The sequence below is a fragment of the Nocardioides sp. L-11A genome, assembly GCA_029961745.1.
In the GTDB taxonomy this organism is placed as follows: domain Bacteria; phylum Actinomycetota; class Actinomycetes; order Propionibacteriales; family Nocardioidaceae; genus Nocardioides.
In genome coordinates, this window is sequence record CP124680.1 from 3,698,627 (window position 1) to 3,713,300 (window position 14,674).

15 protein-coding genes are annotated in these 14,674 nt (G+C 73.6%); 5 read left to right on the forward strand and 10 right to left on the reverse strand.

Annotation, left to right across the window (positions count from 1 at the left end; genetic code table 11):
- Positions 1–160: 160 nt before the first annotated feature.
- From QJ852_17835 to QJ852_17870, 8 genes are read right to left on the reverse strand one after another with little or no spacing between them, the layout of a single operon-like run.
- Entirely contained in the window at positions 161–1,291 is a 1,131-nt protein-coding gene (locus QJ852_17835) for an FAD-dependent monooxygenase (protein WGX95014.1), read from the reverse strand.
- Between the two features lie 53 nt (positions 1,292–1,344).
- Positions 1,345–2,823 (reverse strand): aldehyde dehydrogenase, encoded by a 1,479-nt coding sequence (locus QJ852_17840; protein ID WGX95015.1) that lies wholly within the window; start codon positions 2,821–2,823, stop codon positions 1,345–1,347.
- Positions 2,820–4,469 (reverse strand): thiamine pyrophosphate-binding protein, encoded by a 1,650-nt coding sequence (locus tag QJ852_17845; protein ID WGX95016.1) that lies wholly within the window; start codon positions 4,467–4,469, stop codon positions 2,820–2,822. Before QJ852_17845 ends, QJ852_17840 begins: the two co-directional genes overlap by 4 nt.
- A gap of 25 nt (positions 4,470–4,494) precedes the next feature.
- On the reverse strand, positions 4,495–5,301 hold the full coding sequence (locus tag QJ852_17850) for an SDR family oxidoreductase (protein ID WGX95017.1): 807 nt from the start codon (positions 5,299–5,301) through the stop codon (positions 4,495–4,497).
- A 3-nt stretch (positions 5,302–5,304) separates the two neighbouring features.
- Entirely contained in the window at positions 5,305–5,814 is a 510-nt protein-coding gene (locus tag QJ852_17855) for a cupin domain-containing protein (protein WGX95018.1), read from the reverse strand.
- A complete protein-coding gene (locus QJ852_17860; GenBank protein ID WGX95019.1) occupies positions 5,811–6,629 on the reverse strand; it encodes an alpha/beta fold hydrolase in 819 nt (272 codons plus the stop codon). Before QJ852_17860 ends, QJ852_17855 begins: the two co-directional genes overlap by 4 nt.
- Complete coding sequence (locus QJ852_17865) at positions 6,630–7,436, reverse strand: DUF108 domain-containing protein (GenBank protein ID WGX95020.1); 807 nt, start codon at positions 7,434–7,436, stop codon at positions 6,630–6,632.
- Positions 7,433–8,362, reverse strand: a complete 930-nt coding sequence (locus QJ852_17870) for a VOC family protein (GenBank protein WGX95021.1) — start codon at positions 8,360–8,362, stop codon at positions 7,433–7,435. Before QJ852_17870 ends, QJ852_17865 begins: the two co-directional genes overlap by 4 nt.
- Before the next feature lie 101 nt (positions 8,363–8,463).
- On the opposite strand from QJ852_17870, the gene QJ852_17875 reads away from it, so the two are divergent.
- From QJ852_17875 to QJ852_17885, 3 genes are read left to right on the forward strand one after another with little or no spacing between them, the layout of a single operon-like run.
- On the forward strand, positions 8,464–9,027 hold the full coding sequence (locus tag QJ852_17875) for a MarR family transcriptional regulator (GenBank protein WGX95022.1): 564 nt from the start codon (positions 8,464–8,466) through the stop codon (positions 9,025–9,027).
- A 21-nt stretch (positions 9,028–9,048) separates the two neighbouring features.
- Positions 9,049–10,017 carry a 2-hydroxyacid dehydrogenase gene (locus tag QJ852_17880; protein ID WGX95023.1) on the forward strand — a complete coding sequence of 323 codons (969 nt, stop codon included), beginning with the start codon at positions 9,049–9,051 and terminating at the stop codon, positions 10,015–10,017.
- Positions 10,017–10,760, forward strand: a complete 744-nt coding sequence (locus QJ852_17885; GenBank protein ID WGX95024.1) for an SDR family oxidoreductase — start codon at positions 10,017–10,019, stop codon at positions 10,758–10,760. The genes QJ852_17880 and QJ852_17885 overlap by 1 nt, the downstream gene beginning before the upstream one ends.
- A 185-nt stretch (positions 10,761–10,945) precedes the next feature.
- On the opposite strand, the gene QJ852_17890 is transcribed toward QJ852_17885, so the two are convergent.
- Positions 10,946–11,566 carry a TetR family transcriptional regulator gene (locus tag QJ852_17890; GenBank protein ID WGX95025.1) on the reverse strand — a complete coding sequence of 207 codons (621 nt, stop codon included), beginning with the start codon at positions 11,564–11,566 and terminating at the stop codon, positions 10,946–10,948.
- Between the two features lie 83 nt (positions 11,567–11,649).
- Here QJ852_17890 and QJ852_17895 point away from each other — a divergent pair, with 83 nt between their 5' ends.
- Positions 11,650–13,074 carry a DHA2 family efflux MFS transporter permease subunit gene (locus QJ852_17895; GenBank protein WGX95026.1) on the forward strand — a complete coding sequence of 475 codons (1,425 nt, stop codon included), beginning with the start codon at positions 11,650–11,652 and terminating at the stop codon, positions 13,072–13,074.
- Entirely contained in the window at positions 13,071–13,448 is a 378-nt protein-coding gene (locus tag QJ852_17900; protein WGX95027.1) for a VOC family protein, read from the forward strand. Before QJ852_17895 ends, QJ852_17900 begins: the two co-directional genes overlap by 4 nt.
- On the opposite strand, the gene QJ852_17905 is transcribed toward QJ852_17900, so the two are convergent.
- On the reverse strand, positions 13,426–14,652 hold the full coding sequence (locus tag QJ852_17905; protein ID WGX95028.1) for an alpha/beta hydrolase: 1,227 nt from the start codon (positions 14,650–14,652) through the stop codon (positions 13,426–13,428). The two genes, QJ852_17900 and QJ852_17905, sit on opposite strands and share 23 nt — an antisense overlap.
- Positions 14,653–14,674 lie beyond the last annotated feature (22 nt).

Here is a 14,674-nt window from a genome sequence, read left to right on the forward strand (position 1 = left end):
CACGGCGACACCGAGTCGCGCGAGATACTTTGGTTGCAAGTATCTTAGTACTGCAACGATCCCGTCGGAGGGTGACACCGGTCTCGCCGCCGCAGCACGCGCACGCCACGACGCCCCGCCCTCCCTGGGGAGGACGGGGCGTCGGAGACCGGATCCGGATTCAGGCCAGGTCGGTGGTCCAGGCGTCGTAGGCGTAGACCCAGTCGGCGTCGGCGCTCGACTTCAGCCAGGTGTTGCCCCGTGAGCCGACCTGGATCCGGCCGGCCCGGGGCAGCCGCGCGGCCTCGTAGACCGCGAGCGCCCGGCCGACATCGGACCCGCCGCCCGCGAGTGCCCGGGTGAGCACGACCGCGTCCTCGACGGACATCGCGGCGCCCTGCGCCATGAACGGCATCATCGGGTGGGCCGCGTCGCCGAGCAGGGTGGCCCGGCCCACGGACCAGCGCGGCAGCGGGTCCCGGACGTACAGCGCCGACTTGAGCACCGTGTCGCAGGCCGCCAGCAGCGCGCGGGCCTCGGGGTGGAAGGACTCGTACATCGCGCGCAGCTCGGCCACGTCGCCCGGTGTGGTCCAGGACTCCTCGGTCCACGACTCCTGCGGCGTGGTCGCGAAGATGAAGGTGTCCCGGCCCCGATTGAGCGGGAAGGTGACGATCTGGGTCTCCGGGTCGGGCCCCCACCACTTGGTGAACGCGTCGAGGCTGGGGACGTCGAGCCGGTCCGTCGGGACGACCGCACGGAAGGCGACGACGCCGGTGAACTCCGGTCTCTCCGCACCGAAGAGCTCCGAGCGGACGCTGGAGTGGATGCCGTCCGCCCCGACCGCGACGTCGATCTCCGCCGTCGTCCCGTCGTCGAACCCGAGTCGTACCGGCCCACCGGCCGGCTGCTCGAGCGACGTCAGCCGGCGCCCGAGCCGGATCACGTCCCCCGGCAGCGCGTCCTCGAGCGCCGTCAGGAGGTCGGCGCGATGGATCGTCAGCTGCGGCGCGGCGTACTTCCGCTCGGCCGCGGCGCCCATCTCCAGCCGCGACGTCTCCTCGCCCGTGTCCCAGGTCCGGCTGATCCGGTACGACGGCCGCGCCGCCGAGTCCCGGATGGCCGCACCGACGCCACCGCCCAGGCCGTCGATGGCCCGGACCGCGTTGGGCGTCAGGTTGATGTCCGCGCCGACCCGGCCGAACTCGGGCGCCTGCTCGAAGACGGTCACCCCGATCCCCTGCGCGCGGAGGCCGATGGCGGCGGCGAGTCCGCCGATGCCCCCTCCGACGATGCCGACATGCACGCTCATTCTCTTCTTCGCCTCTCTCGATCAGCTCGGTCAGCTCGGTCAGCTCGGGCAGCTCAGTCGGCCCAGGCGATCGGGCCGGACGTGCCCAGGTAGATGCTCTTCTGGCGTTGGTAGGCGCGGATCGCGCCGAGCCCCTTCTCGCGGGAGGAGCCGCTGTCCTTCACCCCGCCGAACGGCGTCGCGATCGACAGCTGCTTGTAGGTGTTGACCCACACCGTGCCGGCCTCGACCAGGCGGGCGATCCGCCAGGCCCGGGCGAAGTCGCGGGTCCAGATGCCGCACGCCAGCCCGTAGGCCGTGTCGTTGGCCGCGGCGACCAGCTCCGCCTCGTCGCGGAACCGCAGCGCGACCAGGACCGGCCCGAAGATCTCCTCGCGCACGATCGCCGCGTCGGCCGGGAGACCGTCGATCACGGTCGGGCGCAGGTAGCTGCCCGCCGCCAGAGCGGGGTCGTCCGGCCGTACGCCTCCGGCCCGCAGGGTGCCGCCCGCGGCCAGCCCGCCGGCGACATACCGCTCGACGGAGTCACGGTGCGCGGAGGTGATGAGCGGCCCGAGCTGGGTGCCCTCGGCCCGGGGGTGCCCGACCCGGAGCGCATCGGCGCGCGCGGCGACCCGACCCACCACCTCGTCGTACACGCTGTCGTGGACGAAGAGCCGCGACCCGGCGATGCAGGACTGACCCTGGGAGCTGAAGATGCCGTACAGGATGCCGTTGACAGCGAGGTCGAGGTCGGCGTCGGGGAGCACGATGGTGGGCGACTTCCCACCGAGCTCCAGGGAGGTCGTCTTCAGCAGCCGCGCGGCGGTGGCAGCGAGCTCCCGGCCGGTGTCGGTGCCGCCGGTGAAGGAGAGGTGGCCAACCCCGGGATGCTCGACGAGCGCCTGCCCGACGGTGCGCCCGGGCCCCGGCAGCACGCTGATCAGGCCCTCGGGCAGTCCCGCCTCCAACAGCAGGGCACCGAGCTCGAGGGCGAGCAGCGGTGTCCAGGCCGCGGGCTTGAGGACGACGGCGTTGCCCGCGGCGAGCGCCGGGGCGACCTTCTGGGCGTCCGAGGCGATCGGGCTGTTCCACGGGGTGATCGCGCCGACCACGCCGATCGGCTCGTGCACCGAGAACGCGAGGTAGTCGCCGCGCGAGGGCGGGATCGCCCCCTCCTCGGTCTCGAGCACGGCCGCGACGTAGCGGAACGTGCCGGCGGCACTCGCGACCAGCGCCCGGGTCTCGGTCAGCGGCTTACCGTTGTCCCGGCTCTGGAGCACGGCGAGCTGCTCGCTGCGGGCCTCGATGAGGTCCGCGGTCCGCGCCAGGTAGCGCGCCCGCTGGTGCGGGAGCATCGTGCGCCAGGCGGCGGCCGACCGAGCCGCGTCACCACGACGGACGGCGGTGTCGACGTCGGCGGGCGTGGCGCCGGCCAGGGTGGCGACGGTGGTGCCGTCGGCGGGGTCGGTGGCGACCAGGTCGGCGCCCGAGCCGACCACCCACTCGCCGCCGACGAGGATCCGCCCCTCCGGGGCGAGACGACCGGTCATGATGCTGCTCCTGGGACGTGGACGGGTGGGGTGAACGGCCGCGGCATGACCGGGTACGACGTCAGGTCGACCTCGACGACGACCGGGCCGCCGTCCGCGACGGCCTGCTCGAAGGTCCCGGCGACGGCGCCGGGCTCGGTGATCCGCAGATGGGTCAGACCCATCGAGCCGCAGAGCGCGGCGTAGTCGGGGGTCAGCAGGTCGACGCCGGAGCGCGGCCGGCCCAGCGACTCCTGCATGTTGCGCAGCACGCCGTAGCCGCCGTCGTTGAACACGACGAGCACGAGCCATGGCCTCTCCTGCGCCATCGTCGTCAGCTCGCCCAGGTGGACGGCGAGCCCGCCGTCGCCGACGATGCCGACGCTCGGGGCCGCCGGGCGGGCGAGCGCCGCGCCGATCGCCATGCCGAGCCCCTGACCGATGCCGCCACCGCGCGGGAAGACGTTGCTGCGCGGGTCGTGCATCTCGAGCAGCCGGTTGCCCCACGCGCTCGACGCGATGGTGACATCGCGCGCGACGACGGCGTCGCGCGGCAGCACCTTGCGCAGCGCGTCGGCGAACAGCGCGTGCTCGCCGAGCCCGGCCCGCTGGGTCTCGCGCACCGCGGCCCGGGTGACCCGGACCCGCTCGGCCCACGCCGACCGGTGCGGCATCGCTGCGGCGACCAGGGCGTCGAGGACGGCGTCCAGGAAGGTCGCGGCGTCGGCGACGACGCCGAGCTCGGCCGGGAACACCCGGCCGATCGCGGCGGGGTCGACGTCGACCTGCACGTGCCGGGCCGGGACGTCGAGGGCGTAGTCGCCGGTCTCGTTGGACCGGAAGTGCGTGCCGATGCTGAGCAGCAGGTCGGCGTCGGCAAGCAGCGCGCGCCCGGCCGGCGCGGTGGCGTAGTTGCCCACGCACAGCTCGTGGTCCTCGGGGACGGCGCCCCGGCCGGAGTTGCTGGTGAACAGCGCGGCGCCGGTCAGCTCGACCAGGCGGCGCAGCTGCGCACCGGCCCGGGCGACGCCGCCGCCGGCCCAGATCGCCGGGCGCTCGCCGGCGCGCAGCAGGCTGACCACCTCCGCGACCCGGACCGGGTCGGCGGGTGCCGGCGCGGCCGGCTCCGGCGCAGCGGGCAGCGCACCCGGGACGGCGTACTGCAGGTCGATCGGCCACTCCACGCTGGCCGGCCCGCCGGGGGCGGTCAGCGCCCGCTCGGCCGCCTCCTGCAGGACCGCGCCGGCGGACGCGGCGTCGGGAACGGCGACGGCGTGCTTCGAGACCGCGGTCAGCATGCCGAGCTGGTCCTTGGTCTCGTGGATGAAGCCGCGCCCGGAGCCGAGGTACGGCGTGTCCACCTGCCCGGTCACGTGCAGCACCGAGGTGCCCGCGCTGAGCGACTCGACGAGCGAGCCGGCGGCGTTGCCGGCGCCGGTGCCCGTACTGGTGAGCGCGCAGCCCAGCCCGCCGCGAGCACGGGCGTAGCCGTCGGCGGCGTTGACCGCCGTCGCCTCGTGCCGCACCGGCACGAACCGCAGGTCCCGGGCGACGGCCTCGACCAGGGGCAGGTTGTGGACGCTGACGACACCGAAGACGGTGTCGACGTCGTACCGGCGCAGCAGGTCGACGAGCAGGTCGCCACCGGTGCGGTCCGGGCTGGTCATGTTCTCTCCTCGTTGGGGGAATGGGTCAGAACAGGCCGCGGGAGACCCCGCCGCACACGTCGAGCGCCGCGCCGGTGACATACGACGAGCGCGGGGACAGCAGGAACGCGATCGCCGCGGCGACCTCCTCCGCCCGGCCGAAACGACCGAGCGCGATGCCGCGGTCGGTCGCGATCTCCTGTTCCCAGGCGGCGTAGTCGCGGTCGTCCCCGGAGCCGTCGTACCGCCGGCGCCACTGGCCGGTGTCGACGAGGCCCAGGCAGACCGAGTTCACCCGGACCCCGCGGGGGGCGTACTCCACCGACATCGACTTGGTGAGGTTGAGCAGTCCGGCCCGGGCCGCGGAGGTCGTCACCAGCCGTGGCTCCGGCTGCTTGGCGAGCACCGCGTTGACGTTGACGACCGCGGCGGCCGGCGACCGCTCGAGCCAGGGCAGGGTCGCGTCGAGCACGTTGAGGACGCTGCTGAACTTCAGGTCCAGCTCGTCGAGGAAGTCGGCGGTGCGGACCTCGGCGAGGCCGGCCATCCGGGACTGACCGGCGTTGTTGACGACACCGTCGATGCCGCCGAAGACCTCGCCGCCGTCAGCGACGAGGGCAGCGACCCCGGCGGCGTCACGGACGTCGCACACCCGGGCGAGCAGCCGGCCCGGCAGCGCCGCGGACCCGAGCGACGCGGCCAGCCCCTCCGCCGCCCGGTCGAGCGCAGCGGCCCGGCGCCCGCAGGTGACGACACGCGCACCCTCGGCGAGGAGCAGCTCGACGGTGGCCAGGCCGACCCCCGAGCTCCCCCCGGTGACGAGGTAGGTGCGGTCGCGCAGGTCCAGGTCCACGTCTCAGTCCCGGGTCACGCCGTGCATCGCCGACGTCGCGGGGTAGGTCGGCACCTGCGGCTTGCGGGCGCCGATGATCACGCAGAAGAGCGCGTCGGTGTCGCCGTTGTTCTTCAGGCTGCGCGGTACGCCGGCCGGCACGACGATCATGTCGCGATAGCCCAGGGTCCGCTTGACGACCTCCCCGTCCCGGTGGACGCCGACCTCGACCTCTCCCTCGAGCACGAAGAATGCCTCCTCCGCGTCGTGGTGGGTGTGCTCGGGGCCCTCCGCACCCGGCGGGAGCAGCATGTTGGAGAAGGTGAAGCCCTGCGAGGCGATGGTCCGGCGGTCGTTCTCGTGGTCGCCGGTCGCGCCGGAGCCGACGTAGCGGATCTGGGCACGCCTGAACTGGTCGCCGGCCTTGGCCTGGAAGCCCAGGGTGTCCCAGTCCTCGTGCCGGGTGGCGCGGGTGAGGATCAGCGAGTCGGTGAACGCGGCGAGGTCCTCGGCGGTGTCGTACTGGAGGGTCATGGGATCTTCCTTTCGTGGAGGTCGGCCGCGGTCCGGGCCGCGGCCAGGAGGTCGGCGGCGCGGGTGAATCCGCGCAGCCAGGCGTCGACCAGGGCGGGGCGCTCCTGGTTGGCGAGATGACCGGCTCCCGGGATCAGCACGAGCGCCGAGCCGGGAACGAGCGCCGCGATCTCCCGGGCGCGGTCCGGGCCGGTCACCCGGTCCTCGGCGCCCGCCAGCACCAGCGTGGGTGCCGTGATCCGGCCCAGGTCCGCGGACAGGTCTGCCGCGGCCATCGCCTCCGCGGCGCGGGCGTAGCCGGGCGGGCGGACGGCGGCGGCCATCGTGGCGACGACGTGCTCGACGAGCGCGGCGTCGGCGTCGGGCGAGAGCAGTCGCGGCCCGCGCTGCCGCGCGAAGGCGGCGGCCCCCAGTCGGAGCAGCTCGCCGGACCGCTCCCGCATCGCGGCGGCGCGCGCCGCGTCGACGCCCGAGCCGAGGCTCGCTCCGATCACCGTGAGGCTCCGGACGAGCTCCGGGTGCGACGCCGCGGTCCGCAGGGCGAGGACGCCGCCCCAGGACACCCCGACGAGGTGCACCGGCCGGTCGCCGAACCGGTCGCGGGCGAGCGCCGCCGCGCGGTCGACGTACCCGTCGAGGTCGAGCAGGACGTCCGGGTCGGAGGACGCGGCGTACCCGGGGGCGTCCCAGGCCACCATCGCCAGCTCGTCGGCGAGCGCGGAGAGCTGGTGACCGAAGGCGAGGGAGGAGGACCCGATGCCGTGCAGCATCAGTGTCGGCGCGCCGGTTCCGGCCGCGCGGAACGCCAGCACCACCTAGATCACCCCGCTGGGACGGCCGGTCAGCGCGGCCAGGGACCGCAGCACCGCATGCGGTACGACGCCACTGGTGCGCGGGTTCTGCGGCGAGGGCAGGTTCTCGATCTCGAACGCGTAGCGCCCGGCCATCCCCTCCGCGACGACCCGGTGGCAGGTCAGCTCGGCGGCCGGGTCGGCGACCAGGCGGACGTCGACGAGGTCGAAGTCGCCGACCACCCAGCCCACGGTCGCCGCGACGTTGAGGGAGCGCGGGAACAGCCGGGTCGCCTCGCGGGCGTTGCCGCGGAAGACCTCGACGGCCGCGGTCGTCGCCCGCAACCGCTCGGCGGCGGGGTCGTCCATCCACGGCTGGACCAGCGTGGCCGGCAGCTTGGTCGTGGTGACCTCGACCCGGGTCAACGGGCCCTGGGCGGCGGCCGAGGAGAGGATGTCGAGCCCGCCGATCGCTCCCGCGGTGAGCAGGAAGCGGCCCGGACCGGCCGCGCGGACCGCGGCGGCCAGCTCCGGGTCAGCCAGCGCACCGACCGAGGTGATGAGCAGGTCGATGCCGCGCTCGAGGATGTCGACGGCCCGTTGGACGACGACCGCCTGGCCCGCGCACTCGACGACCACGTCGGCCTGCTCGAGCGCGGCCTCCAGCCGCAACTGGGGCACGCCCAGGTCCCCGACCGGCCGCGGGTCGACGACCGCGACGGGGACGACGTCCGGGACGACGCCGCGCAGCAGGGCGGCGACGACGCTCGCGCCGATCGCTCCGCCGCCGATGACGACGGCCCGCACCGGATCCGGACGGGTCCGGCTCACGGCGTACCCACCGCGGCGGTCGCGTCGAGCGCGCCCCGGTCCTCGACGCCCGCCATGTGCGTCCGCACGTCGGAGGAGGGCGGGCCCGCGGTGCCCCACAGGTCGGACAACTCGGGCACCCGGCGCCAGACCCGGCACAGCCACTGGTCCTCGACGACCTGGGCGACGTCCGAGGTGTACTCGCACACCAGCCCGGCGGGGTCGGCGAAGTAGGAGAAGGTGTTGTTGCCCGGCCCGTGCCGGCCCGGACCCCACAGCGGCGTGATGCCGTGGTGTCTCAGCGAGCCGATGCCGCGCATGAAGTGGTCCATCGAGGCCATCTCGTAGGCGACGTGGTTCACGGAGGTCCAGGCGGCCTGGTTGAACGCGATGCTGTGGTGATCGGTGTTGCACCGCAGGAACGCCATCTGGTGCTCCGACCAGTCGGAGACCCGCATGCCCAGGACCTGCGTGTAGAAGGCCACCGCGCGATCGATGTCGACGGTGTTGAGCACGACATGGGTCACGCCGACGGGCACCGGCAGGTCCCGACTGCGCGGCGTCACGGAGTGGAGGTCGCAGCTGAGCTCGATCCGGCGCCCCTCGGGATCGACGAGGACCAGTCCGTACCCCGCGCCCGCGTCGTCGAGTGGGCCGGGCTCGCGCAGCAGCGGCACGCCCTGGGCGACGAGCCGCCGGGCCGCCGCGTCGACCTCCGCGGGGGTGCGGACCGCGAAGCTGATCCGGCCGAGCGCGTTGCGCTCGGAGCGGCTGAGCTGGAGCACGTGGTGATCGGGCCCGGTGCCGCGCAGCCAGGTGTGGTCGGTGTCCCGCTCCACCACCGACAGGCCCCAGACCTCGGCATAGAAGTCGCTGCACGCGGTCACGTCCGGGACACCGAGCTGGACCGACCGCAGGGAGTGCAGTCGTACGACGGGCTGTTCCATGTCGCCCCTTTCTCTCAGGTCTTAATTTCTAAGTGATGAGATACTTACTGTCAAGCATGTTAACTGGAAGAAGTCCCCGGAACGTCGCTAGCATCCGGGCCATGGCCCACCAGGACGCCGCCCAGGACGCTGACCGTGCCGACCGATCCGGCAGGTCGGGTGGCTCCGGCGTCTCCGACGTCGACCGGTTCGTCCAGCAGTGGCGGGAGCAGCGGCCCGATCTCGACCCTTCGCCGATCGCGCTCTTCGGCCGTGTGCACCGCGTCTACCTGCGCTACCAGGCGGTCATCACGAAGTGCTTCGAGGACTTCGGTCTCAACCCGGCGTCCTTCGACGTGCTCGCGGCGCTGCGCCGGGCGGGCGCGCCGTACCGGATGACCGGCACCGAGCTGGCGGCGGAGTCGCTGCTCTCGTCGGCCGGCATCACCTTCCGCCTCGACAAGCTCGAGCAGGCGGGACTGATCACGCGGATCCGCGACACCCAGGACCGCCGCGTGGTCCACTCCCAGCTCACCGCCGAGGGCCTGGCTCTCATCGACGAGGCCATCGCGGCGCACCTCGACAACGAGCACCGGCTGCTCGCCGGGATCGACGACGCCGACGCCGAGCGACTGGCCGCGCTACTGCAGCGCCTCGAGGACTCGATCCTGGCCACGCGGTCCTAGCCGCGCCTCTATGTTGGAGGGGTGAGCCGAGCGACCGTCCTCCGCGTGCCCCCGATCAGCCCGCAGCTGCACGACGCCGTCGGCGAGAGGTATGCCGCGCTCGACCTGCCCGAGGCCGGCCGCGACGACTTCCTCGCCGAGCACGGTGCCGACATCGTCGCCATCGTGTGCAGCAACGCCGGCGCGGTGGACGCCGACCTGATCGCCGCCCTCCCCCGGCTGGGCGTGATCGCCAACCACGGCGTCGGCTACGACAACATCGACGTCCCCGCTGCCCGGGCGCGTGGCATCGCGGTGAGCAACACCCCCGACGTCCTCGACGACGCGGTCGCCGAGACCGCGCTCGCCCTGTTGCTCGCCGTCCGGCGCCGGGTGGTCCTCGCCGACCGCTTCGTCCGCGACGGGAGGTGGCCCGACGGCGCCTTCCCGCTGACCGACCAGGTCGCGGGCAGCCGGGTCGGCATCCTGGGCCTGGGGCGGATCGGGCAGGCCGTCGCGACCCGGCTGGAGGCCTTCGGCTGCACGGTGAGCTACCACAACCGCCACCGGCTCCCGGACGTGTCGTACGCCTACGCCGCCTCGCCCGTCGAGCTGGCGGCGGGTGTCGACAGCCTGGTCGCGGTCGTGCCCGGCGGCGCGGGTACCGCCGCGCTGGTCGACCGCGCGGTCCTCGACGCCCTCGGCCCGACCGGGGTGCTGATCAACATCGCGCGCGGCTCCGTCGTCGACGAGCCCGCCCTCGTCGCCGCACTCCGCGACGGCCGCCTGGGCGGCGCCGGCCTCGACGTCTACGCCGACGAGCCGCGGGTGCCCGCGGAGCTGACCACGATGGACAACGTGGTCCTGCTCCCCCACCTCGCATCCGGCACCCACCCCACCCGGGCGGCGATGCGTGCGCTCACCCTCGACAACCTCGCCTCCTGGCTCACCGACGGCACCCTGCGCACCCCGATCCCCGAACTGGCCGCGACGACGGACAGGAGCGCCTGATGGATCTCGGACTCGCCGGCGCCGCGGCACTGGTCACCGGCGGCAACCGTGGCATCGGCCGAGCCACGGCCGCGGCACTGGTCCGCGAGGGGGCCCGGGTCGTGCTCCTCGCACGCGACGCGGTCGCTCTCGCCGCCGCCGCCGCGGAGATCGGCGCGGCCGGACACGTCGTCGCCGACACGACCGACGACGTCGCCGTGGCATCCGCGGTCGACGAGGCGGTCCGGCTGCTCGGAGGGCTCGACGTCCTGGTCAACTGCGCCGCGCCCCGGGCGGACCGGGCAGCGCCGCCGGGACTGGCCGGCCTCGACGAGGCCGACTTCCTGCGCAACGTCGACACCAAGGCGCTGGGCTACCTCCGCACCGCCCGCGCGGCGGCGCCGTACCTGCGCCTCCGGGGCGGCGCGATCGTCAACATCAGCGGGATGAACGCCCGCTCGACGGGCAATATCGCCGGCTCGGTGCGCAATATCGCGGTCGTCGCCCTGAGCAAGAACCTCGCCGACGAGCTCGGCCCCGCCGGCATCGCGGTCAGCTGCGTGCACCCCGGGCTCACCGTCACCGAGCGCACCGAGGGCGACCCGGAGTACGCCGCGGCGGCCTCCGCGAACGCCCTCGGTCGCCCCGTCACCGCGGCCGAGGTCGCCGACGTCGTCACCTTCCTGGCGTCCCCCCGCGGCCGCGTCGCCAACGGCGCCGTGGTCACCGCCGACGGCGGGCGCCCGGGAGCCGTCTGGGCCTGAGCGACCGGACGCGGCTCAGTAGCTGAAGGACATCGCGCCCTCGTCGCCTGCCCTGTTGAGTTGCCCCATCCTGACCGTTGAGTTGCCGCAACCTCGCCGTCGAGTGTCGATCTCAACGGTGGGTTCGGAGCAACTCAACGGTGAGTCCGGGGCAACTCAACGGTGAGTTCGGGGCAACTCAACGGTCAGGAGGGGGCGAGGCCTGCCTCGACGAGGTCGATCGCCGCGGCGGCGGAGGCGAGGAGTCGCTTCGCCATCCGGGCGTCGAGCGTGCCCTCGGCGGCGGCCCGCTGCACCTCGCGGGTCATCCCGCGGGTGGTGCCGACGAGCGCGGAGGCGACGGTCCAGGAGCGCAGGTCGTCGCCGAGCTCGTCGGCCAACAGGTCACGCAGGGTGGCGACGGCGATGTCGGCCTCGAGTCGCTCGCGGGCCCGGAGGCTCGGACTGTCCTGCACGATCCTCGCGATCCGGGACAGGCCGGCCAGCACCGGGGAGCCCGGGTCGGCGAGGACGCCGCGGGGCTGGACGACGTACGCGCGGAACGCGCTGACGACCCGCTGGCCCGCGGGCCGGTCGCGGACAGCGGCGAGCAGGTGCTCGTTGAACGCGGCCATCCCGTCGTAGATCAGGTCCTCCTTGGCCGGGAAGTAGTTGAACACCGTGGCGGTGGAGACGTCCGCGGCGACGGCGATGTCGGCGACCGGCACCTGCTCGAAGCCGCGCTCGGCGAACAGCTCGATCGCGGCCGCGGTGATCCGCCGGCGCGTCTCCTGCTTCTTGCGCTCACGTAGTCCCGGCTCAGGCATGGCCGCACTCTACCTTGACTTTGTCCGACTCCAAATTTAGAGTCGCTATAACTTTATATTCACCCCAACAAGAGAAGGCAGCCATGATCCAGACCGCCACTCCCGCCGCCGCGACCGCGCCACCGCTCGACCGGACGGCCCGCACGGTCATCGCCGTGGTCGTGCTCGGCATGATCACCACCGTCCTCGACGCGACCATCGTCAGCGTGGCCACCGACCGCCTCGCGGCGGAGTTCACCGTCCCTCTCACCACGATCCAGTGGGTGATGACCGGCTACCTGCTGGCTTTCACCGCGACCATCCCGCTCGCCGGCTGGGCGATGGACCGGTACGGCGCCCGCCGGGTCTGGCTGCTCGCCGTCGGCGTCTTCACCGTCGGCTCGCTGCTGTGCGGTGCCGCGTGGTCGGCGCCGTCCCTCATCGGGTTCCGGGTCCTGCAGGGCGCCGGCGCCGGCCTGGTCGGCCCGGTCGGCATCGCCATGGTCGCCCGCGCGGTCGGCCCGCAGCGGATGGGCCGCGCGATGGCCGTCGTCGGCATCCCGATGATGCTCGGCCCGATCCTCGGCCCGGTGGTGGGCGGCGTCCTCATCGACAGCGTCGACTGGCGCTGGATCTTCCTGGTCAACATCCCGGTCGGCCTCGCCTGCCTGGCCTGGTCGGTCCGCGCCCTCGCGGACTCACGGGGGGCCGGCCGTGAGCGGCTCGACGTGCTCGGCCTCGCCCTGCTCTCCCCCGGCCTGGTCGCCCTGGCCTACGGCGTGACCGCACTCGCCGGCCCCACCGGATCATCGGCCGGGGCGACGGCCGGGATCGCCGGTGGCGCGGTGCTGCTGGTCGCCTTCGTGGCCCACGCCCTGCGCACCGAGCGGCCGCTGGTCGAGCTGCGCCACTTCGCCACCCGCGGCTTCGCGACCGCGACCGCCGTGCAGTTCCTCGCGGTCGGCGTGCTCACCGGCGCCGGCTTCCTGCTCCCGCTCTACCACCTCCTCGCACGCGGCGAGACCGAGCTGCAGACCGGGCTCCTGCTGGTGCCCCAGGGCGTCGGCGCCGCGGTGGCGATGGCACTGACCGGCCGCCTGGTCGACGGCGGCCGAGGCCGGGCAGTCGTGCTCACGGGTGTCGGGCTGCTGGTCGCGGGCTTCCTCGGCTACACCGCCGTCGGGAGCGACCCGGGCCAGGTGTACCTCGGGATCGCGCTGTTCGCGATCGGACTGGGCGCCGGCTGCATCTTCGCGCCGACCAGCGCGGCGGCGTACGCGGCCCTCGACCACGCCGCCATCCCCCGCGCCACCACGACGATGAGCATCGCCCAGCGCACCGGCGGTGTCGTCGCCACCGCGGTCTTCGCCACCGTCCTGCAGCACCGGCTCGACGGCAGCGCGGCACCGGGGGATGCTTTCGGTACGACCTTCTGGTGGCCGCTCGCGGTCGCCGTCCTGGCCCTCGCGCCGGCGGTCCTGCTGCCGGCATCGCGCACTGACGCCGCACCCGAAGGAGCGGACCGATGACCATCGAGCTCAACCACACGATCGTCCACGCCACCGATCACGATGCCACCGCCACCTTCCTGACCGACCTGCTCGGGCCCCCGGACGCTCCGACCTACGGGCCGTTCCGGATCGTCGAGCTGGCCAACGGCGTCAGCCTCGACATCGTCGACTCCCCCGGCCCGGTCACCGTCCAGCACTACGCGTTCCTCGTGGCCGACGAGGAGTTCGACGCGATCCACGCCCGCATCATCGAGCGAGGCCTGACCTTCTGGGCCGACCCGTTCCACCGCCAGGCGGGCGTCATCAACCGCAACGACGGCGGCCGCGGCCTGTACTGGTCCGACCCCGACGGCCACAACCTGGAGATCATCACGGTCCCCTACGGCGGCTGACCTCGGGGCCCGCCGAGGAGCCACTCCCGCCCGGCCGCGAGCCGGTGCGGCCCGCGCTGCCGGTGCGGACCCAGGCGGCGAAGGCCTCGATGCCGTTGATGAGGGTCTCGAAGCGCACGGAGTGGTAGAGGTCGAAGCCGTGCTGGGCCCCGGGGAGCTCGGCGTACACGACAGGATTGCGCGAGACCCGGCGGAGGCCTTCGACGAAGGGACGGTTCACCTCCGGGGGGACGAGGGTGTCGTGGTCGCCGTGGGCGATCAGGTACGGCGGGGCGTCGGGCCGGACGTGCCCCAGCGGCGACGACTCGGGGCCCTGGCCGAAGTACCGACCCAGGTAGCCGTTCAGGATGATGACGCCCGCAACCGAGGTGTCGACATCCTCGAAGCCGGGCTGGAGATCCGGGTCGTCCGCGGTCAGGCCGGCGATCGAGGCCATGTGGCCGCCGGCCGAGGTGCCCGACGCGAAGATCATCGCCGGGTCGGCGCCGTACTCCTCGGCGTGCTCGCGGGCCCAGGCGATCACCCGCTTGTAGTCGATGAGGTGCTCGGGATGCTGGACCGCCGGCCGGAGCCGGTAGTTCGCGCTGATGCAGACCCAGCCCTGGCTCGCCAACCGGTAGATCAAGGGCAGCGCCTGGCTGTCCTTGCGGCCCATCGAGTAGTGGCCTCCGTGCAGGTGGATCAGGATCGGGGCGCCGGACGGGCGGGAGCGGTGGCAGTACAGGTCGAGCAGGTTCCGCTTGCCGGCGTCGCCGTAGCTGAGGTTCTTCACGTGGGTGACGTCGCGGCGACGGGTGAGGAACGGCAGGAACACGATGCGGCCGAGCGGAAGACCCCGGCGCAGTCCGGCGCTCAGCGCCGGGTCCGTCTCGCTGCGCCAGCCGGCGCCCAGGCCTTCGGCAAGGGCTCGCTCGACGACCGGTCCGGCCAGCATCGCCCGCCGGGCGATGGTCGCGAGCCCGACCACGACCAGCACGGCGAGCCCGAGGACCGCCCGGCCGCCCGGTGTGCCGATGTCGCCCTGGGCGAACGCCAGCGCCGTCGCCGGCAGCAGGAGGTAGAGCCCCACGATCGGCACCTCGTTGATGAGCAGCGTCAGCAGGAAGCTGACCAGACCCAGCGATTCCGGCCGGCGCACCGGACGGATCGCCAGCAGCGTGACCGAGCCGACGAACAGCACGGGGATCAGGTAGCCGACCGGCATGTCAGAGCCTCCTTGCTTCACA

Bases quoted from the DNA above. Each gene is read 5' to 3' on its own strand.
- QJ852_17885 (WGX95024.1), top strand. From the start codon at position 10,017: ATGGATCTCGGACTCGCCGGCGCCGCGGCACTGGTCACCGGCGGCAAC.
- QJ852_17890 (WGX95025.1), bottom strand. From the start codon at position 11,566: ATGCCTGAGCCGGGACTACGTGAGCGCAAGAAGCAGGAGACGCGCCGG.
- QJ852_17840 (WGX95015.1), bottom strand. From the start codon at position 2,823: ATGACCGGTCGTCTCGCCCCGGAGGGGCGGATCCTCGTCGGCGGCGAG.
- QJ852_17855 (WGX95018.1), bottom strand. From the start codon at position 5,814: ATGACCCTCCAGTACGACACCGCCGAGGACCTCGCCGCGTTCACCGAC.
- QJ852_17900 (WGX95027.1), top strand. From the start codon at position 13,071: ATGACCATCGAGCTCAACCACACGATCGTCCACGCCACCGATCACGAT.
- QJ852_17870 (WGX95021.1), bottom strand. From the start codon at position 8,362: ATGGAACAGCCCGTCGTACGACTGCACTCCCTGCGGTCGGTCCAGCTC.
- QJ852_17835 (WGX95014.1), bottom strand. From the start codon at position 1,291: ATGAGCGTGCATGTCGGCATCGTCGGAGGGGGCATCGGCGGACTCGCC.
- QJ852_17875 (WGX95022.1), top strand. From the start codon at position 8,464: ATGGCCCACCAGGACGCCGCCCAGGACGCTGACCGTGCCGACCGATCC.
- QJ852_17845 (WGX95016.1), bottom strand. From the start codon at position 4,469: ATGACCAGCCCGGACCGCACCGGTGGCGACCTGCTCGTCGACCTGCTG.
- QJ852_17895 (WGX95026.1), top strand. From the start codon at position 11,650: ATGATCCAGACCGCCACTCCCGCCGCCGCGACCGCGCCACCGCTCGAC.
- QJ852_17905 (WGX95028.1), bottom strand. From the start codon at position 14,652: ATGCCGGTCGGCTACCTGATCCCCGTGCTGTTCGTCGGCTCGGTCACG.